The organism is Aquamicrobium terrae, assembly GCF_040545735.1.
In the GTDB taxonomy this organism is placed as follows: Bacteria; Pseudomonadota; Alphaproteobacteria; order Rhizobiales; family Rhizobiaceae; genus Mesorhizobium; species Mesorhizobium terrae_A.
The window spans coordinates 123,262-141,949 of record NZ_JBEPML010000001.1 but is presented as its reverse complement, the minus strand read 5'-3'; the positions used below and the strand labels follow the sequence as shown (position 1 = coordinate 141,949).

The window sequence follows — 18,688 nt, the reverse complement described above, 5'->3', positions numbered from 1 at the left end:
GGGCTGTCCCCGTTAACTCTAGAAACTGTCTCTCAACCACTGACTTACGCGATACAGTCGCCCGTCCGTTCCGGTCATCCTGAACCCGGAACCCCCTTTTGCAGGGCGACTCTCGAAATTCGCCACTTGCGGATAGATCAGGAGCCCGACCACCGTCGAGAACGCGGGCCCCTTGGCTGCCTCGGGCAGCCCTGCGACGCCGAGCGGCCGCCCGGCGCGCACGTTACGTCCGAAAATGCGGCGCGCCGCTTCCGGAAGGCCGGCGAGCTGGCTGGCGCCGCCCGTCAGCACGATTCGCTTGCCGATCGCGCTGCCATAACCTGATTTGCCGATCCGGTCGCGCAGCATTTCCAGCGTTTCCTCGACGCGGGCGCGGATGATGCGCGTCATCACCGCACGCGGAATCTGCATCGGCGCGCCATGGTCGTCGCCGATCGGATGGATGGTGACCAAGTCGCGGTCGTCGGCGCTGCCGGGCAGCGCCGAACCGTGCATGACCTTCAGCCTCTCCGCCGCCTCGATGGTGGTGGACAGGCCCTTGGCGAGGTCCAGCGTCACATGGTTGCCGCCGACCGGAATCGCGTCGCCATGCACGAAATTGCCTTCGGAGAAGATGGATATGGTCGTCGTGCCGCCACCCATGTCGATGCAGGCCGCGCCCATCTCCAGCTCGTCGTCGACCAGCGCCGCAAGACCGCTGGCGTAAGGGGTGGCCACCATGCGCTCGACCGACAGATGCGAACGGTTGATGGCCAGTTCGATGTTGCGCAGCGGCGCGGCATCGCCGGTCAGCACATGCATGTCGACGCCCAGCGTGTCGCCCACCATGCCGCGCGGGTCTCGTACCCCGCGTTCGGCGTCCAGCGAGAAGCCCACGGGCAGCGAATGGATCACCTCGCGCTCCGACTTCAGCGCCTGCCGCGCGCCGGCCGCCAGGACGCGCTTGATGTCGCTTTCGTCCACCTCGTGACCGCCGAGGTTGACGGTGGCGGAGAAGGTCTCGCTCTTCAGGCGGCCCGCCGTCATGTTGACGATCAGGGAATCGACGGTCAGCCCGGCCATGCGCTCGGCCGAGTCCACGGCCAGCCGGATCGCGTGCTCGGCGCGCTCCAGGTCGATGACCACGCCGGACTTCATGCCCTGCGACTTCTGGTGGCCGATGCCGATCACCTGGATGCGGTGGGTACGCCCGCGCAGCAGATTGCCGTCCTCGCAGGGCTTCAGCCTGGCAACCACGCAGCATACCTTGCTCGACCCGACATCGAGCACGGTGAGGATGCCGGAGCGCCTGGCCGATGCGTCGCCGTTTCTACGCAGCCAGTTCATATGCGGCTCCCCGGTTTGCGCGCTGCTTTCTTGAGCGCCGCCATTCGTGCCTCGGAAGCATCCGGCGACAACGCCACCGCCACCCGGTCCGGAATGCGCAGATCAACCGCGACGATGTCGCGCCCCAGCAAATCCTGCTCGCGGTCCATGCTGGCCAGCCGCTCGAGGGCGGCATCAATGCCATGCTCTGGAAGCTTGACCGTCACGCCATTGTCGAGATGCAGGTCCCAGCGGCGGTCGCCGACGCGCACATAGCCCTTGACCCGCCCGGCCAGTTCCGGAACCTGCGCGATGCGGGCCAGCAGCACGGGCGCGTTTTCGGGCGCGCCACTGCCCACGATCAGCGGCAAGGAAGCCAGCCGGCCGCCAGTGTACGGCGCAATGATCCGGCCCGATTTCTCGATGACGCTCAGCACCCGCCCCTGCTGCCAGATGGCAAAGGGCTCGCGCTCATCGACGCGCACTTCCAGCGTGTCGGGATAGATCTTGCGAACCGTCGCATGCTCGACCCAGGGCAGCGACGCGATCCGGTCGCGCGCATCGCCCACATCAAGGCCGACCAGCGCAGTCCATCCATTCAGCTCCAGCCTGTCGAGAATATCGATCTCGGACGTGTATTGGTTGCCGACCACCTTGATCTGGTCGACGGCGAAGCCTGTCCGCGCCGTCACGCCCTGCACGAAGCCTTCGAGCTGGCCGCCGAGATAGGCGCCGTAAGTGGCGCTTGAAGACAGGAGCGCAGCCGACAGGATCGTCGCAGCGAAGGGCGGCGCCCGATAGGCGCCCTCGCCCAGCCGGGAAACCATGCGCAGGGGACGGCGCAGCCAGCGCGGCATGACGGGATGCATGGCAGGCAGCAGCCCTGCCAGCCCTCCTTCACCCATTCGGCCCGACCTCAACGAAGACACGAAGCGTCCTCCACCATCCAACTCAACAGATCGCCGAAGGAATGTCCTGCATGCGCGGCGATCTCAGGCACCAGGGACGTCGGCGTCATGCCCGGCTGGGTATTGACCTCCAGCCACACGACCTCGCCATTTTCGGAATGGCGGTCGTCGTAGCGGAAGTCAGACCGGGACACGCCCCGGCAGCCGATCGCTTGATGAGCCTTAAGCGCCAGTGTCTGTATTTTTTGGTAAATATTCGGTGAAACTTTCGCGGGGGTTTCGTGTTTTGAGCCACCCGGAACATATTTCGAATCGTAATCGTAGAAGGCGTGCCCGGTCGGAACGATCTCGCACACGCCAAGCGCCACATCGCCCATCACCGCGCAGGTCAGCTCACGCCCGTGGACGTAGCGCTCCACCATCACCTGCTCGCCGTAGCTCCAGTCCGGCGACGAGATGATCTGCGGCGGATGCGACTGGTCTTCCTTCACGATGACCACGCCGAAGCTGGACCCCTCGGCGATCGGCTTGACCACATAGGGCGGCGCCATCGGATGCTCGCCCTCGACGGCAAAGCGGTTGACGATCTTCGAGTCCGCCACGGGAATGCCGGCCGCGCGCGCAACCTTCTTGGCCTGCTCCTTGTTCATGGCAAGCGCCGAAGAAAGCACGCCCGAATGCGTATAGGGGATGGCCAGATATTCAAGGATGCCCTGGATGGTGCCATCCTCGCCGAACGGGCCGTGCAGCGCATTGAAGGCCACATCGGGCTTCAACTCGGCAAGCACGGCGCCGACATTGCGATCCACATCGACGCGGGTGACCCTGAAACCCTCGGCCTCGAGAGTGTCGGCGCACGCATTGCCCGAGGAAAGGGAGACCGGCCTTTCGGACGAGAACCCTCCCATCAGGACAGCAACGTGCTTCTTGGTCATATCCCGTCATCCCCTTGGCGGGCACTCATCCTAGTTTCCCGAGTCAGAGTCTGAGTCCATGGCCACAGCCCCGTCGGGGACCGCGACCTACGCGCCGAACGACTCAATCAGGAAACGCTTGAACCCAAAGAATCAGAGAGTTGATTCCGTGACAAGCCCTTAGGATTCCGAGAGATTCACTTTCTGCAAATTTGAATGAAAATTTGCGCTTCGTGAGTCCTCAAAGCAACTGTCCGAGGAACTCCTGGACCGTCTGGCCGGGACGGAATTCGCCGATGCGCCTGATCTCCCAATGCAGGCGGATGCCGGAATTCTCCAGCACGCGTGCGCGCACCGTCTCGCCCAGCGTTTCGAGGTCATAGCCGGTGGCCGAGCCGGTGTTGATCATGAAGTTGCAATGCATGGGCGACATCTGCGCCCCGCCGATCATCAGTCCACGGCAGCCGGCCTTGTCGATCTCCTTCCAGGCGGACGTGCCTTCGGGATTCTTGAAGGTCGAGCCGCCGGTCTTCTCCTTGATCGGCTGCACCGTCTCGCGATGGTGCTGGACCTCGTCCATCGCCGCGCGGATCACATCCTTGTCCTCGGCATAGCCTTCCATGACAACGGACGTGAAGATCAGGTCTTTCGGTGCCGAGCAATGGCGATAAGCATAGCCCATATCGGCATTGGTGAGGACATGCAGTTCGCCCTTGCGGTCGAGCGCCCTCACCTCGACCACCCGCTCGCGCGTCTCCACGCCATTGGCGCCGGCATTCATGCGCAGCGCCCCGCCGATGGCTCCGGGAATGCCGTGATAGAAATGGAAGCCGCCGATGCCTGCTTCCAGCGCCGCGGCGGCCACGCGCTTGTCCGGCACGGCCGTTCCGGCGCGAAGCCGGGTTTCCGAAATCGCCTCGACCGCCCCGAAACCCTTGGCCGAGAGCCGCACCACGAAGCCCGGAATGCCGCCGTCGCGCACCAGAAGGTTGGAGCCGATGCCCACGACCATCACCGGCACTTCTTCCGGCACCGCCTTGAGGAATGCCGAAAGGTCGTCCTCATCCGCCGGCTGGAACAGCGCGGCGGCAAGGCCGCCGGCACGGAACCAGGTGATCTTGTCCATTTCCGCATCGGGCGTGACACGGCCGCGCAGGCCGGAAAGCCTGTCGCCCAGACTGTCGAGCAATGCCTGGCCCCGGGTCAATTCACCGCTCCGTTCAGTTCCTTCGGCAGGGCATAGGCCCATTGGGTGATGTTGCCGGCCCCCAGGAACACGACGAAGTCGCCCGGCTGCGCCAGTTCGCGCACCAGCGGCGCGACGGCTGCCGCATCCGCGATATGGCGGGCATCGCGGTGACCGCCGGCACGCATGCGCGCCACCAGCGTATCGCTGGAAATACCGTCGATGGGGTCCTCGCCCGCCGCATAGACCGGAGCCACCATCACCGTGTCGGCATCGTTGAAGCAGACGGCGAAGTCGTCGAACAGGTCGCGAAGCCGGGTGAAGCGATGCGGTTGGGCAACGGCGATGACGCGGCCCTTGGTGGCGTCGCGCGCCGCCTTCAGCACCGCCTTGATCTCGACCGGATGGTGTCCGTAGTCGTCGAAGATCTCGACGCCGTTCCACGAACCGGTGTGGGTGAAGCGCCGCTTCACGCCGCCGAAGGAGGACAGGCCCTTGCGGATCGCCTCGTCGGTCAGGCCAAGCTCGCTGGCGACGGCAATCGCCGCCGTGGCGTTGGAGACGTTGTGGCGGCCCGGCATCGGCAGGCGCAGGTCGGCGATCGATTTCTCCGCGCCGGTCTTGCGGTTGCGGATGACCACGTCGAACACCGAGACGGCGCCGTCCATGCGATGGTTGGCGAAGCGCACGTCGGCCTGCGCGTTCTCGCCATAGGTGATGACGCGGCGGTCGCCGATTCGGCTGACCAGCGCTTGCACCTCGGGATGGTCGATGCACATGACGCCGAAGCCATAGAACGGCACGTTCTCCACGAATTGGCGGAACGCCTCGCGCACCTTGTCGAAGGAGCCGTAGTGGTCGAGATGCTCGGGGTCGATATTGGTGACCACGGCGATATCGGCGGGCAGCTTCAGGAACGTGCCGTCGCTCTCGTCCGCCTCGACCACCATCCATTCGCCGTCGCCCATGCGCGCATTGGTGCCATAGGCGTTGATGATGCCGCCATTGATGACGGTCGGGTCGAGCCCGCCCGCTTCCAGCAGCGTCGCCACCATCGAGGTGGTGGTGGTCTTGCCATGGGTGCCGCCGATGGCGATGGCGTTGCGGAAGCGCATCAGCTCGGCCAGCATCTCGGCCCGGCGCACCACCGGCAGCAGCTTCTCGCGCGCCGCCACCAGTTCGGGATTGTTGCCGCGGATGGCGGTCGACACCACGACCACCTCGGAATCGCCGATGTTTTCGGCCCGGTGGCCGACGAAGCATTCGATGCCCTTGTCACGCAGCCGCTGCACATTGGCGCTGTCGTTCTGGTCGGAACCCTGCACCTTGTAGCCGAGATTGTGCAGCGCCTCGGCAATGCCGCTCATGCCGATGCCGCCTATGCCGATGAAGTGCACGAGGCCTATCGTCTGCGGCATCTTCATGCGTTGTGTTCCTTCCTGAACTGGTCGAGCGATTGGCCCGACGCAATAGCCTCTGTCAGATCGGCGAGCAAGCCGGCGGCATTGGGGCGGCCGACCGAGCGCGCCGCCCCGGCCATCGTCCGCAACCGTTCGGGCGCGGCCATCAGCGCACCGATCAGCCCCGCCAGCTTCGCCGCGTCGAGCGACGATTGAACGTGAACCTCCGCCCCGCCGGCCGCGGCAAGCGCCGCGGCGTTGGCGGCCTGATCGTGGTCCAGCGCATGCGGATAGGGAACCAGCAGCGCCGGCCGGCCGATCACCGCGATTTCGGAGACGGTCGAAGCGCCCGAGCGCGAAATGACGAGTTGGGCATTGACCATGCGCTCGGCCATGTCGGTGAAGAAGGGCGATATTTCGGCGGGAAGCCCGAGTTCCGCATAGGCGGCCGCCACCCGGTCCACATCCTCCTTGCGCGCCTGCTGGGTCACGACGAGCCGGTTGCGCAAGGCGTCGGGAAGCTGCCTCACGGCCGCAGGCATGGCATCGGAAAAGAACTGCGCGCCCTGGCTGCCGCCGAACACCAGAAGCCGGAAGGGCTCGCCTTCCTGCGAAACCTGATAAGGCTGCGCGGCGGCTTCGATCACCGCCGGCCGCACCGGATTGCCGGTGGTGACCGTCTTGCGCCCGGCGGCACTCGCATCCTCCGGCAGGAAGCCGCCGGCGATCGCCGTCACCCGGGCCGCCAGCGCCCGGTTGGCGCGGCCCATCACCGCGTTCTGCTCATGGACCAGCGTCGGGCGGCCACGCCGCGTCGCGGCATAGAGCGGCGGCAGGGTCGGATAGCCGCCGAAGCCGACGACAGCCGCCGGCCTGATCCTCGCGATGACCGTCGAGGCCTGCCGCACACCCTTCCACAGTTTCCAGAACGTCCTCGCCAGTGCCAGCGGGTTCTTCGAGCCGATGGTGGCGGACGGGATCGGGTGGATGGCATCGGCCGGAAACTGCCCGGCAAAGCGCTCGGCCCGGTCGTCGGTGGCCAGATGCACGCTCCAGCCGCGCGCCTTCAGCTCATGCGCCAGCGCCTCGGCCGGAAACAGATGGCCGCCGGTACCGCCGGCGGCCAACAGAATGGTGCCCTTCGCCATTTATTCCGCCGGAAGGATGGAACTGGAAAAACCGTAGGCGAGCGGCTTGCGCTTCTGCGGCTTGCGGCGGGTCAGCGCCAGCACCATGCCCATGGAGATGGCGATGGCGATCTGCGAGGAGCCGCCATAGGAAATGAACGGCAGCGTCATGCCCTTGGCCGGCATCAGTTGCAGGTTCACGCACATGTTGATGACCGACTGGAAGCCGAAGATGGTGACCAGCCCGCCGATGGCATAGCGGGTGAAGTCGTCATGCTCCTTCAGCGAGACGGACAGGCCGCGCAGCACGATGAAGGCAAAGATCAGCATGATGACCATGCAGGTGATCAGGCCGAACTCCTCGCCGGCCACGGCGAAGACGAAGTCGGCATGGCTGTCGGGGATCAGGCGCTTGATGCTGCCCTCGCCCGGCCCGAGGCCGAACCAGCCGCCATTGACCAGCGCCTCATGGCCCATGTCGACCTGGAAGGTGTCGCCCTCGCCGGTCAGGAAGCGGTCGATGCGGCCGGCAACGTGTGGGAATATCTCATAGGCGGCGAACAGCCCGACGACGCCCAGCCCGCCAAGCGCGACGATCCATATCCACGACAGCCCGGCCATGAAGAACATCACGCCCCAGGTGCCGACCACCAGAAGGGTCTGACCCATGTCCGGCTGCGCCAGCAGCAGCGCAAGAACGAGGCCGAGCAGGATCATGGCGAAGAGGTTTCCCGGGATTTCGGGCTGCCGCTTGTGCTCGGCGAACAGCCAGGCGCAGATGACGACGAAGGCCGGCTTGAGGAATTCCGAAGGCTGGATCGACAACCCGGCCAGCGACAGCCACCGCCGCGCGCCCTTCACCTCGACGCCGACATAGAGCACGGCCACCATCATCACCAGCATCACGCACAGCATGCCGAGCGCCAGGCGCCTGATCTGGCGCGTGTTGAGGAACGACACGGCCAGCATCACGCACAGCGCGGGAATGGTGAAGATGATCTGCCTCGTGGCGAAGTGGAAGGAATCGAGCCCGATACGCTCGGCCACGGCCGGGCTCGCGGCGAAGGACAGCACGATGCCGAGGCCCAGCAGCGACAGGAACGCTGCCAGGAACCATCGGTCGATGGTCCACCACCAATTGGAAACGGGGCTGGTGTCGAGACGGCTCTGCATTATCGTGTCCCTCCGATGGGTTCGATCCCATCAATGGCATGGACGGCTTGCCTGAAGGCTTCGCCGCGCACCTCGAAATTCCTGAACTGGTCGAAGCTGGCACAGGCCGGCGACAGAAGCACCACGCCTTCGCTGCCGCCCTCGCGCCCGGCATCTGCGGCGGCATGTTCCACGGCGGCCGCCAGCGTGCCGGAAATCTCGTAAGGCACCGCCTCGCCCAGCGTCACCGAAAAGGCGGGCGCCGCCTCGCCGATCAGATAGGCCTTGGCGATGTGGGGGAAGAGCCCGCGCAGCGGCTCGATGCCGCCTTCCTTGGGCAGCCCCCCGGCGATCCAGTAGATGCGTTCGAAGCTCGACAGGGCCGGTGCGGCCGCATCGGCATTGGTCGCCTTGGAATCGTTGACGAACAGCACATGCCCCTTGCGGCCCACCTGCTCCATGCGGTGCGCCAGTCCGGGGAAGCTCTCGAGCCCGGCCTGTATCTCCTCCACCGTCAGCCCCACGCTGCGGCAGGCGGCAAGCGCGGCCAGCGCGTTCTGGGCATTGTGCTGGCCACGCAGCGAGCCGATGCCGTCCAGCGAGGCGACGCGGGTGTGGCGGCCGTCCACCGCCTCGAGCAGATCGGTTCCTTCGGCGAAATAGCCGTCCTTGAGTGGCAGGCGCTTGGAGATGCGCACCACCTTGCGGCCGGCGCGCTCCAGCCGCTCGGCGATCTGCGCGCACCAGCTGTCGTCCACCCCGATGATGGCCGTGTCGGAGCCCGCCACCAGCCGCTCCTTGATTTCGGCATAGTGCTGCATGGTGCCATGGCGGTCGAGATGGTCGGGCGTCAGGTTGAGCAGCACGCCCGCCGTCGGGTTGATCGAGGGGGCGAGGTCGATCTGGTAGGACGAGCATTCCACCACATAGTGGCGCTGCGGCGCGGGCGGATCGAGCGTCATCACCGCGCGGCCGATATTGCCGCCCATCTGGGTGTCGCGGCCGGTCGCTTGCAGGATATGCGCGATCAGCGCCGTGGTCGTGGACTTGCCGTTGGTGCCGGTGATGGCGATGAAGGGGGCGCCGGGCGCGCGGGCATTGCGCTCGCGCACGAACAGTTCGACATCGCCGATCACCTCGACGCCGGCGGCCCGCGCCAGTTCCACCGTCCAGTGCGGCTTGGGATGGGTCAGCGGCACGCCGGGGGACAGCACGAAGGCGGCGAAGCGCGACCAGTCGGCCTCGCGCAAATCGCCGGTGGCGATGCCCTCGGCACCCGCCTTCTCCACGCTTTGCGGATTGTCGTCCCACGCCAGCACCTCGGCACCGCCTTCGACCAGCGCATGCGCCGTCGCCAGCCCCGAGCCGCCGAGCCCGAAGAGCACCACCTGCCTGCCTGCGAAGGAACTGGCCGGGATCATCTGGCGCCTACCGCAGCTTCAGGGTGGAAAGCCCGATCAGGGCGAGGATGACGGCGATGATCCAGAAGCGGATCACCACCTGGCTCTCGGTCCAGCCGAGCTTCTCGAAATGGTGATGGATCGGCGCCATCAGGAAGACCCGCTTGCCGGTCATCTTGAAATAGCCGACCTGGATGATGACCGACAGGATTTCGACCACGAACAGGCCGCCGATGATGGCCAGCACGATCTCGTGCTTGGTGGCCACCGCGATGGTGCCGATCAGCCCGCCCAGCGCCAGCGAGCCGGTGTCGCCCATGAAGATGGCGGCCGGCGGCGCGTTGAACCACAGGAAGCCGAGCCCCGCCCCGATCACCGCGCCGAGGATGACGGCCAGTTCACCCGTGCCGGGCACGAAGTGGATTTGCAGGTAGTCGGCGAAGATGGCGTTGCCAGACAGATAGGCGATGACGCCGAAGGACGCGGCCGCGATCATGATTGGCACGATGGCAAGCCCGTCGAGCCCGTCGGTGATGTTGACGGCGTTGCCCGCCCCCACCACCACGAAGGCGGCGAAGGGGATGAAGAACCAGCCGAGATTGATGATGAATTCCTTGGCGAAGGGGAAGGTCAGCGAGGAGGAGAACGGCTCCTGCCCGTTATGCATGATGACCCAGGCGGCGATGCCGGCGATCAGGAACTCGAAGGCCAGCCGCGCCTTGCCGGAAAAGCCGAGATGCGACTGCTTGGTCACCTTCAGATAATCGTCGTAGAAGCCGATGGCGCCGAAGCCAAGCGTCACCAGAAGCACGACCCAGACGTAGACGCTGGAAAGATTGGCCCACAGCAGCGACGAGATGATGATGCCGGTCATGATCATCAGCCCGCCCATGGTCGGCGTGCCGGCCTTCTTGAAGTGGGTCTGCGGGCCGTCCGCGCGGATCGGCTGGCCCTTGCCCTGCCGCAGGCGCAGCGAATCGATGATGGCCGGGCCGAAGATGAAGACGATCAGCGCCGCCGTGATCAGCGCGCCGCCCGTGCGGAAGGTGATGTACCGGAACACGTTGAAGACCGTGATCCGGTCCGCGAATTCCACGAGCAGCGTCAGCATGCGTTTTTCGTCCCCTGGGCCGACCTGGCCCCTTCATCAACTCTCGGCGTATGCCGGAAACCTGTTCACCAGCGCCTCGACGATCCCGGAAAAGCCGATCCCCTTCGATGACTTCACCATGATCACGTCGCCCGGCTGCACCGTATCGAGGAGCAGCCGGCTGAGATCGTCGGCCGCATCGCGGTGGACGACGGCGATATCGCTCGGCAGAACCTCGGCCAGCGCCTTCATATGCGGTCCGCCCAGCAGCACATGGCTGATGCCCGTGCCGACGATCAGCTCGGACAGGTCCGCATGCAGCTTCTCGGAGTGCTCGCCCAGCTCCAGCATGTCGCCCAGCACGGCGATGCGGCGGCCGTCGCCGGCAACGGGCGTGGCGTCGAGCAGGTCGAGCGCCGCCTTCATCGAGGCCGGATTGGCGTTGTAGCTTTCGTCGATCAGCGTGAAAGGCCCGCCCGCATGGGACAGCACGTGGCGTCGGCCGCGCCCCTGCTGTGTGGGCAAGGTGCCCAGCGCCATCGCCACCCGGTCGATGTCGGCGCCGACCAGATCGGCCGCGCCCAGGACCGCCAGCGCATTCTGCACCATGTGGCGGCCGGGCGCGCCGATGCGCGCCACCAGCTCGCGACGGCCGATGCGGGCCGTCATCGTCGAATGATCGGCGTTGAGCACGCAATCGATGAGCCGGTAGGTCGAGCGCTGGTGCTCGCCGAAGCCCAGCACATGCTCGACGCCTGCCTGCCGCGCCATCTTGCCCAACAAGTTGGCGCGCGGATCGTCGCGGTTGAGCAGCGCGGTGCCGCCCGCCTCGATGCCCTCGAAAATCTCCGCCTTGGCGGCGGCGATCTCGTCGAGGTCGCGGAAGAAACCGAGATGCGCGGCGGCCACCAGCGTGACGATGGCGACATGCGGGCGCACCATCTTCACCAGTGGGCGGATTTCGTCCGGATGGTTCATGCCGATCTCGAAGACGGCATATTCGGTGTCTTCCGGCAGGCGCGCCAGCGTCAGCGGCACGCCCCAATGGTTGTTGAACGACTTGTCGGAAGCATGGACGGAACCGACCGAGCCAAGGACATGGCGCAGCGCCTCCTTGGTGGTCGTCTTGCCGGCCGAGCCCGTCACCGCGATGACCCGGCCCTTCGCCCGCGCCCGCGCGGCGACGGCCAGCTTTTCCATGGCCGTCAGAACGTCCGGCACGACGATCTTCGGCGCCGTCAGGCGCCCCAGCGCCGGCAGCTTGCCCTCGGCGACGACCAGCACCGCCGCTCCCGCCTTGACGGCAGCGGTGGCGAAGTCGTGCCCGTCCATGGTCTCGCCCTTGATGGCGAAGAAGGCATCGCCCGGCTCAAGGGTCCGGGTATCGATGGAAATGCCGTGCACCCCGTCCGGCATCTGGCCGAGCGGGCGTCCGCCCATCGCCTCGACCAGCGCCTCGATTGTCCAGAGATAGCTCATCCGGCCACCTCCTTCAGCGCCGCGCGCACCTCCTCATGATCGGAGAAGGGGAACGTCTCGGCGCCGATGGTCTGGCCTTCCTCATGGCCCTTGCCGGCCACGATCAGCGTGTCGCCGGCGCGCAGCATGGCCACCGCCTCGTGGATCGCCTTGCGGCGGTCGCCGATCTCGATGGCGCCCGGAGCCGCCGCAAGAATGGCGGCACGGATTTCGGCCGGCACTTCCGTGCGCGGATTGTCGTCGGTGACGATGGTGACATCGGCGAGCCGCGTGGCGATCTCACCCATGATCGGACGCTTGCCGCGGTCGCGGTCGCCGCCGCAGCCGAACACCACCACGACGCGGCCTGTGGTGAACGGGCGGACCGAGGCCAGCACATTCTCCAGCGCATCGGGCTTGTGGGCGTAGTCGACATAGACCGGCGCGCCGGCGGGCGTGACACCGACCAGATCGAGCCGCCCCGGCGCGCCTTTCAGTTTCTCCAGCGCCGCCATGACAGTGGGGGCGGAAGTGCCCGTGGCGATGGCAAGGCCGGCGGAAACCAGCGCATTGGCGATCTGGAAATCGCCGGCCAGCGGCAGGTCGATCTCGTAGATCTCCCCGTCATGCACGATTTCGGCGCGCTGCTTGGCTCGCTCGTGCTCGACGCGGTTGAGCTTGAGGAACGTGCCCTTGCGGCCAACGGTCAGCACCTCGATGCCGGCAACGGTCGCCGCATCGATGGTGGCCTGCGACCAGGGATCGTCGGCGAAGACGATTGCCGGCATGCCCCTGGGCAGCAGATCGCGGAACAGGCGCATCTTGGCGGCGTGGTATTCCTCGACCGTCGGATGATAATCCATATGGTCGCGGCCGAGATTGGTGAAGGCGCCGGCGGCGAGCCGCACGCCGTCCAGCCGGTGCTGGTCGAGCCCGTGGCTGGAGGCTTCCATGGAGGCGTGGGTGACGCCGGCCCCGGCCAGTTCGGCCAGCAGCTTGTGCAGTGCGACCGGATCGGGCGTGGTCAGCGAACCATATTCATTGCGCCCCGGCGCGACGACGCCGGTGGTGCCGATGGAAGCGGCGGCAAAGCCGGCATGTTCCCAGATCTGGCGGGTGAAGGCGGCCACCGAGGTCTTGCCGCTGGTGCCGGTCACCGCCACCATCGTATCGGGCTGGGCGCCGTAGAATTTGGCGGCGGCCAGCGCCAGCGCCCGGCGCGGGTCCTCGACCTCGATCACCGGCACGGAAACCGCCCCGTTCGTGCGCCCTATCGCGGCAACAACCGCGAGCGCACCCCGGGCCGCCGCATCGGCGACATAGTCGGCGCCGTCCGCCTTGGTGCCGGCGAGCGCGAAGAACAGCATGCCCGGCTGGACGGTGCGCGAATCCGACGACAGGCCGGCAATCTCCGTATCGGAGGGAAACGCCTCGTGGAGAGGCACTATGCCGGTCAGATCATCGAGTTTCATCTGGTTCTGGTCACCTCTTGAAAGCGGCGCATCCGCCGCAGAATCACTTAATAGGACGCAAGCGTTGCCGTATTTTCATGGCCGAAATCCGGCTCCACGCCAAGCATCGCGGCCGAGCGGCGGATGATGTTGGCGACGATCGGAGCGGCGTTGAGGCCGGCGGTCGCGCCCATGCCCGGCTTCTCCGATTGCGGCTCGTCGATGACCGACAGCACGATATATTGCGGATCATCCATCGGGAACGCGGCGAGGAAGGCGTTGAAGCGCTTGCCGCTGACATAGCGTCCGTTCACCACCTTCTCGGCCGTGCCGGTCTTGCCGCCGACGCGGTAGCCGGGCACCTCGGCGCGCTTGCCGGAGCCCTTTTCGGCGTTGAGGCGATAGAGATAGCGCATGTCGGCGCTGGTCTTCTCGTTGATGACGCGCTTAGCGTTCGCCATCGCCTCCTCGGCGCTGCGCATCAGGAAGGTCGGGTTCATCAGGTAGCCGCCGTTCATCAGCGCCGCTGCGCCCACCGCCGTCTGCAAGGGCGTGGTGGTAAAACCATGGCCGAAAGAAGCGGTTATCGAATGAACCTTCTTCCAAACCTTCGGCTCGACCGGCCGCGCCACTTCCGGCAGCTCGGTCTGCATCCGCTCCAGGATTCCGAGGCGGTGCAGGAATTCGCGGTGTCCCTCGATGCCGACGATATCGGCCTCGCGGGCAGAGCCGATGTTGGAGGAGTAGATGAACACCTCCGGCAGCGTCAGCACCCGGCCCTTGCCGTGGAAGTCGCGGATGGTCTGGCGGCCGATGGTGATGGGCCGCGTCGCGTCGAAGGTCGAATTCAGCGTTGCCTTGCCGGAATCCAGCGCCATGGCGGTGGTGAAGCTCTTCACCGTCGAGCCCATCTCGTAGAGGCCCGCCGACATGCGGTTGAGGCGGTCCTTGTCCTGCGCATGGATCGGATTGTTGGGGTCGAAATCCGGCACCGAGGCCATGGCGACGACCTCGCCGGTCTTGGCGTTCAGCACCACGGCGCCGGCGGCGATCGCCTTGTAACGCTCCATGGCGGCGGTGATCTCGTCATGCACGATGTGCTGCACGCGCAGGTCGATCGACAGGCGCACCGGGGCCAGGTCCTTCGGCAGCGCAAGGCCGCTCTGCTGCAGGTCGGCCAGCCCCTGCCCGTCTATGTACTTCTCGAGGCCGGAAATGCCCTGGTTGTCGATATTGGTGAGACCGACGATATAGGCGGTGGTCGGGCCGGCCGGGTAGAAACGCCGCGTCTCTGTGCGGAAACCGACGCCGGGAATGCCGAGCTGCATGATCTCGCTCTGCTGGCGCGGCGTGAGCTGGCGCTGGAGCCAGACGAAGCCGGCGCCGCTTTTCAGCTTGTTGTAGGTCTGCTCGTAGTCGATCTCCGGCAGCACCGTGGACAGCTTCTCGATCGCCTCGTCGGCATCGACGATGTGGCGCGGCTCGGCGAACAGCGAAGACGTCTTGATGTCGGTCGCCAGCACCTCGCCGTTGCGATCGACGATATCGGGGCGCGCCGCCGTCACCCGGCTTGCGGGCGCACCGGAGGGCATCGGGTCCTGGAAGCCGAGATAGACGAGGCGTCCGCCGATGATGGCATAGATGCCGAAGAACACCGCCATGGTCATGACCACGCGGTTGCGCGTGCGCCCGCCGGTCGACTTGCGGGCCGAATCCATCACGATGGAGGTGTCGTCGGCCGGCTGGCGCGTGCGCCGGAAGGGATTGAGCTTGCCGATCATTCGACGGCTCCGGTCTGGGTTGGATCGATAAGCTTGCCTGCGGCATCGGCGGCGGTGATGTCCTCGATGGTCAGCGGCCGCTGCGGCAGGCTGTCCACGCGGGCGAACTGATGCGGCGTGGCCGGTTCCAGCCCGAGCTGGTCCTGATAGCGCTCGACCAGCCTTTGCAGCCGCCCCGGCTGGGTAAGCAGGCTCCAGTCAGCCTTCAGCAAGTCGATGGTTTCTTCCTCGGTGCGGATCTGCGCCTGAATCTTGCGCACCGTGGCAAGCTGCTCGCCGGCATCGCGCTTGATCGTGTAGGTCATGGCTGCCGCGGCCACCATGACGCCTATCAGGACGATATCGCTGGTGCGGAACATGATCTCACCTCTCTCCCGAAATGGCGGGAAGCTTTGGAAGCCCGAAAACCGAAGGATCGTCGCCGCGTGGCGATGCGTCTGTGCGCACCGCCGCCCGCAGCCTTGCCGAGCGGGCGCGCGGATTGCGCTCGACTTCCGCCTCGCCGGGGGCGATGCCGCCGCCCTTGCGCCTGAAGGTCGCCGCCTTCACCACGACCTGCGGCAGATGGCGCGAGCCGGCGACCGTCTCGTCGCGGTCGGCAAGGAAGCGCTTGACGATGCGGTCCTCCAGCGAATGGAAGGTCACCACCACCAGCCGCCCGGCGGGCTTCAGCGCCCTTTCGGCCGCGACCAGCGCGCGCGACAGCTCGCCCAGTTCGTCGTTGACATAGATGCGCAGCGCCTGGAACACGCGCGTGGCGGGATGGATCTTGTCCTTGGGCGAGCGCCCGACCAGCGTCTCGATGGCGTCGGCCAGTTCCAGCGTGCGGGTGAAGGGTCGCTTCTCCCGCCGCGCCTCGATCATGCGGGCGATGCGCCCGGCATGGCGCTCCTCGCCCAGCAGCCCGAAGATGCGGGTGAGGTCCGAAGCCTTATAAGTGTTGACGATATCGGCGGCAGTCGGCCCTGCCTGCGCCATGCGCATGTCGAGCGGCCCGTCGGCGCGGAAGGAAAAGCCGCGCTCGGCCTGATCGAGTTGCATGGACGAAACGCCGATGTCGAGCACCACGCCGTCGACCTGCTCCACATGTTCGTCGAGCGAGGAGAACGGCGCCTGCACCAGCCGCAGCCGGCCCTCATGCCCGGCTTCCAGCGCCCTGCCCGCGGCGATGGCGTCGGGATCGCGATCGATGGCGACGACGGATGCGCCGGTGGCGAGGATGGCGCGCGTGTAGCCGCCGGCCCCGAACGTGCCGTCGACGATCACCTCGCCCGGCTTCGGCGCAAGCGCCGCGATGACTTCGTCGAGCAGGACCGGAAGGTGCGGCGCTTCGGCGTCGGAACCGGTCGTCATCACGCCTGCCCTCCGCTTGCCGCCTGCCTGAGTTTCAGAAGCCGCTCGCGCACCTTCGCGCCATGCGCAGCCAGCCGCTCCGGCTCCCAGATCTGGAAGAACCGGCCTCGCCCAACGAAAGCCACCTCCTGGCCGATACCCGTATGCTCGCGAATGAAGTCCGTCACCGTGATGCGCCCGTCCTGATCCAGCTTCAGGAAGGCGCCGTCGCCATGGCAGAAGAAGGACATGTCGTCCGCCGCCTGCCGGAAAGGGTCTTCCTGCGCGATGCGCTGCTCGTAGCGGTCGAGCAGGTCGAGCCCGCCGACATCCATGGCCGGCTGATCCAGGCACCGCAGCGCATAGAGTTCCGCATAGCCCCGCTTGAGCACCACGGAGCGGAAATGGGCCGGCACCGACACCCGTCCCTTGGCGTCGATCCGGTTCACAGAGCTTGACAGAAAACGGTCCATGACGCGCTACAGCCGCTTTTGCCGCCGCACCCCTTTCCATCGTCGCACCCGCGCCGCCGCGGTGCGGTCCCTCGTCCACGTTCCAGCCATCCGTCGCGCAGGCGCGCGCCATCGCACGAACGGCCGCCGCGGCCGCCCATCCGGCATACGCTTCACCCTGACACGAAACGAAAGCTTGAAACTGCAAATGGGATAACATGGGGGTTTATGGGCGTCAACGGGAACAACATGCACGATCACACCGCCCGGCCCCACCTCGGCGGACACCTGCGGTATCCTCCTTTATCTTCCATTAAGCCTAACGAAGTGTTTAGATTTTCCCGCCGCGCCCGCATGCGCGCCCCGGCCGCGAAGGCCGGAGCGATGCACAATGCGCAAGTAAGGAGACAAGGTGCCAGCCGGCCTGTAAGCCGGGTTCTGTATGGCCTCCGCGCCTTGCGGCGCGGAAACGTGGCGGCCATTCATCTTGGGCGCCCGTTGCCGGACGCCTCACGCAACCTACCCGGACGGCGGGCTGGAAACAGCCCCCGAGGGTCGCCCCTCGCGCCGCCCCTATTCGGTCTTGCTCCCGGTGGGGTTTACCGTGCCGCTTCCGTTACCGGTCGCGCGGTGGGCTCTTACCCCACCCTTTCACCCTTGCCGCACAAAATGCGCGGCGGTTTGCTTTCTGTGGCACTTTCCCTAGGGTTACCCCCGCCGGCTGTTAGCCGGCACCGTGTTTCCATGGAGCCCGGACTTTCCTCACCCGCAGCCTTTCGGCATCATGGGGTGCGGCCGCCCGGCCGGCTGGCAGATGCGTATAAAGGTATTCCGCAGCCAAAAGGCAACAGAAAAGCTGCCGCCACCCTCAGCTTGAAGGGGCGAGCGAGGCGATATGCACCTTCACCTTGCTGCAATAGGCGGAAGAAACCGGGTTCATCCGTTTGGCGGCATGGCCGGCATTGTATTTGAGAATCGTGCCGCAGGTCGTGCCGCCGCCCAGATTGTGAGCCTTCGCCAGGTACTTCATGCCGTACTTTATATTGGTATCGGGGTTGAAAAGGCCCTTCGCGGTACCGCTGTAGCCCATCATGCGGGCCGTGGACGGCTTGATCTGCATGAGGCCGATCTCGCCGGCACTGCCGACCACGTTCGGACGATAATTGCTTTCCACCTTGACCACGGCATGGGCGAGCGAAACCGGAACGCCATAGGCCACGGCATAGTGGTCGATGATCTTGGAATAGGTGGTGCCGGTGGTTTCGACTGCCACGCTGGCCGTGCGCGAAGACCGCTTCACGACCTTCGTCGACTTCGCTGCCTTCTTGGAAACCGCAGGCTTCTTGGAAACCGCCTTTTTGGAAACCACCTTCCTGGATGCCGCCTTTTTCGTGGGTGCCGCCTTCTTCGCAACTGCCTGCTCGGGCTTTGCCTCGGCCTTTTCGGTTTCGGCCGCCTTCTTCACGACGAGGCCGCGCCCGCCGAGTTGCGGGTCGAAACGGTCTGCCATGGCAGAGCCTGAGGCAACAGTGAGCATAGCGGCAGCAACAGCTGCCGTAAAAACGGTCAACTTCTTCATTTGGTCCTGTTCTGTATCAGGCGCGCAAGGAAAAGTGCGCGCCGGGGGCTTCGACGCGACCGGGAGTTACTTGGGGGCATGTCCGGCCGGCTCGGGCATTCCTCTGGAGTGAGATGCCGGGCCAAAAATGGCAGCGCCGTTCAATTTGAGTTA

The 18,688-nt window shown here is 66.0% G+C and carries 16 protein-coding genes and 1 other RNA gene; all 17 read right to left on the bottom strand.

Translation table 11 applies throughout. The features are described from left to right. Window positions 1-18: 18 nt before the first annotated feature. The 17 genes from ftsA to ABID37_RS00540 all read right to left on the bottom strand — a co-directional run bounded on the left by ftsA (window position 19) and on the right by ABID37_RS00540 (window position 18,466). The gene (gene ftsA, locus ABID37_RS00620) at window positions 19-1,326 is read right to left on the bottom strand and encodes a cell division protein FtsA (protein WP_354192015.1); all 1,308 of its coding nucleotides are present in this window, start codon (window positions 1,324-1,326) and stop codon (window positions 19-21) included. Continuing rightward, on the bottom strand, window positions 1,323-2,234 hold the full coding sequence (locus ABID37_RS00615) for a cell division protein FtsQ/DivIB (RefSeq protein ID WP_435521514.1): 912 nt from the start codon (window positions 2,232-2,234) through the stop codon (window positions 1,323-1,325). The genes ftsA and ABID37_RS00615 overlap by 4 nt, the downstream gene beginning before the upstream one ends. Further along, window positions 2,222-3,148 carry a D-alanine--D-alanine ligase gene (locus ABID37_RS00610; RefSeq protein ID WP_354192013.1) on the bottom strand — a complete coding sequence of 309 codons (927 nt, stop codon included), beginning with the start codon at window positions 3,146-3,148 and terminating at the stop codon, window positions 2,222-2,224. Before ABID37_RS00610 ends, ABID37_RS00615 begins: the two co-directional genes overlap by 13 nt. 220 nt (window positions 3,149-3,368) lie before the next feature. Beyond that, on the bottom strand, window positions 3,369-4,334 hold the full coding sequence (gene murB, locus ABID37_RS00605; protein WP_354192011.1) for a UDP-N-acetylmuramate dehydrogenase: 966 nt from the start codon (window positions 4,332-4,334) through the stop codon (window positions 3,369-3,371). Beyond that, window positions 4,331-5,737: a UDP-N-acetylmuramate--L-alanine ligase gene (gene murC, locus ABID37_RS00600; protein WP_354192010.1), complete on the bottom strand. Its 1,407-nt coding sequence runs from the start codon at window positions 5,735-5,737 to the stop codon at window positions 4,331-4,333. Before murC ends, murB begins: the two co-directional genes overlap by 4 nt. Beyond that, complete coding sequence (gene murG / locus ABID37_RS00595) at window positions 5,734-6,861, bottom strand: undecaprenyldiphospho-muramoylpentapeptide beta-N-acetylglucosaminyltransferase (RefSeq protein WP_354192008.1); 1,128 nt, start codon at window positions 6,859-6,861, stop codon at window positions 5,734-5,736. Before murG ends, murC begins: the two co-directional genes overlap by 4 nt. Continuing rightward, on the bottom strand, window positions 6,862-8,013 hold the full coding sequence (gene ftsW, locus ABID37_RS00590) for a putative lipid II flippase FtsW (protein WP_354192006.1): 1,152 nt from the start codon (window positions 8,011-8,013) through the stop codon (window positions 6,862-6,864). Next, complete coding sequence (murD, locus tag ABID37_RS00585) at window positions 8,013-9,413, bottom strand: UDP-N-acetylmuramoyl-L-alanine--D-glutamate ligase (protein WP_354192005.1); 1,401 nt, start codon at window positions 9,411-9,413, stop codon at window positions 8,013-8,015. Before murD ends, ftsW begins: the two co-directional genes overlap by 1 nt. 7 nt (window positions 9,414-9,420) lie before the next feature. After that, window positions 9,421-10,503, bottom strand: a complete 1,083-nt coding sequence (mraY, locus tag ABID37_RS00580; protein ID WP_354192004.1) for a phospho-N-acetylmuramoyl-pentapeptide-transferase — start codon at window positions 10,501-10,503, stop codon at window positions 9,421-9,423. A gap of 36 nt (window positions 10,504-10,539) precedes the next feature. Next, window positions 10,540-11,961 carry a UDP-N-acetylmuramoylalanyl-D-glutamyl-2,6-diaminopimelate--D-alanyl-D-alanine ligase gene (locus ABID37_RS00575; protein ID WP_354192003.1) on the bottom strand — a complete coding sequence of 474 codons (1,422 nt, stop codon included), beginning with the start codon at window positions 11,959-11,961 and terminating at the stop codon, window positions 10,540-10,542. Next, entirely contained in the window at window positions 11,958-13,412 is a 1,455-nt protein-coding gene (locus tag ABID37_RS00570; RefSeq protein WP_354192002.1) for a UDP-N-acetylmuramoyl-L-alanyl-D-glutamate--2,6-diaminopimelate ligase, read from the bottom strand. The genes ABID37_RS00575 and ABID37_RS00570 overlap by 4 nt, the downstream gene beginning before the upstream one ends. A gap of 47 nt (window positions 13,413-13,459) precedes the next feature. Next, window positions 13,460-15,172 (bottom strand): peptidoglycan D,D-transpeptidase FtsI family protein, encoded by a 1,713-nt coding sequence (locus ABID37_RS00565; protein WP_354192000.1) that lies wholly within the window; start codon window positions 15,170-15,172, stop codon window positions 13,460-13,462. Then, window positions 15,169-15,531, bottom strand: a complete 363-nt coding sequence (gene ftsL / locus ABID37_RS00560) for a cell division protein FtsL (protein ID WP_354191999.1) — start codon at window positions 15,529-15,531, stop codon at window positions 15,169-15,171. The genes ABID37_RS00565 and ftsL overlap by 4 nt, the downstream gene beginning before the upstream one ends. Before the next feature lie 4 nt (window positions 15,532-15,535). Continuing rightward, window positions 15,536-16,525, bottom strand: a complete 990-nt coding sequence (gene rsmH, locus ABID37_RS00555) for a 16S rRNA (cytosine(1402)-N(4))-methyltransferase RsmH (RefSeq protein ID WP_354191998.1) — start codon at window positions 16,523-16,525, stop codon at window positions 15,536-15,538. Then, entirely contained in the window at window positions 16,525-16,977 is a 453-nt protein-coding gene (gene mraZ, locus ABID37_RS00550) for a division/cell wall cluster transcriptional repressor MraZ (RefSeq protein WP_354191997.1), read from the bottom strand. The genes rsmH and mraZ overlap by 1 nt, the downstream gene beginning before the upstream one ends. Before the next feature lie 390 nt (window positions 16,978-17,367). Continuing rightward, window positions 17,368-17,767: RNase P RNA component class A (gene rnpB, locus ABID37_RS00545), an RNA gene on the bottom strand. A gap of 57 nt (window positions 17,768-17,824) precedes the next feature. Continuing rightward, window positions 17,825-18,466: a lytic transglycosylase domain-containing protein gene (locus ABID37_RS00540; RefSeq protein ID WP_435521513.1), complete on the bottom strand. Its 642-nt coding sequence runs from the start codon at window positions 18,464-18,466 to the stop codon at window positions 17,825-17,827. Window positions 18,467-18,688: the final 222 nt, after the last annotated feature.

What these genes read in the sequence shown, in the direction of transcription:
- ABID37_RS00575 (WP_354192003.1), bottom strand. Translation starts at nt 11,961, where the DNA reads ATGAGCTATCTCTGGACAATCGAGGCGCTGGTCGAGGCGATGGGCGGA.
- murG (WP_354192008.1), bottom strand. Translation starts at nt 6,861, where the DNA reads ATGGCGAAGGGCACCATTCTGTTGGCCGCCGGCGGTACCGGCGGCCAT.
- murD (WP_354192005.1), bottom strand. Translation starts at nt 9,413, where the DNA reads ATGATCCCGGCCAGTTCCTTCGCAGGCAGGCAGGTGGTGCTCTTCGGG.
- murC (WP_354192010.1), bottom strand. Translation starts at nt 5,737, where the DNA reads ATGAAGATGCCGCAGACGATAGGCCTCGTGCACTTCATCGGCATAGGC.
- ftsL (WP_354191999.1), bottom strand. Translation starts at nt 15,531, where the DNA reads ATGTTCCGCACCAGCGATATCGTCCTGATAGGCGTCATGGTGGCCGCG.
- rsmH (WP_354191998.1), bottom strand. Translation starts at nt 16,525, where the DNA reads ATGACGACCGGTTCCGACGCCGAAGCGCCGCACCTTCCGGTCCTGCTC.
- ABID37_RS00610 (WP_354192013.1), bottom strand. Translation starts at nt 3,148, where the DNA reads ATGACCAAGAAGCACGTTGCTGTCCTGATGGGAGGGTTCTCGTCCGAA.
- ABID37_RS00570 (WP_354192002.1), bottom strand. Translation starts at nt 13,412, where the DNA reads ATGAAACTCGATGATCTGACCGGCATAGTGCCTCTCCACGAGGCGTTT.
- ftsW (WP_354192006.1), bottom strand. Translation starts at nt 8,013, where the DNA reads ATGCAGAGCCGTCTCGACACCAGCCCCGTTTCCAATTGGTGGTGGACC.
- ABID37_RS00565 (WP_354192000.1), bottom strand. Translation starts at nt 15,172, where the DNA reads ATGATCGGCAAGCTCAATCCCTTCCGGCGCACGCGCCAGCCGGCCGAC.
- ABID37_RS00540 (WP_435521513.1), bottom strand. Translation starts at nt 18,466, where the DNA reads ATGGCAGACCGTTTCGACCCGCAACTCGGCGGGCGCGGCCTCGTCGTG.
- mraZ (WP_354191997.1), bottom strand. Translation starts at nt 16,977, where the DNA reads ATGGACCGTTTTCTGTCAAGCTCTGTGAACCGGATCGACGCCAAGGGA.
- ftsA (WP_354192015.1), bottom strand. Translation starts at nt 1,326, where the DNA reads ATGAACTGGCTGCGTAGAAACGGCGACGCATCGGCCAGGCGCTCCGGC.
- mraY (WP_354192004.1), bottom strand. Translation starts at nt 10,503, where the DNA reads ATGCTGACGCTGCTCGTGGAATTCGCGGACCGGATCACGGTCTTCAAC.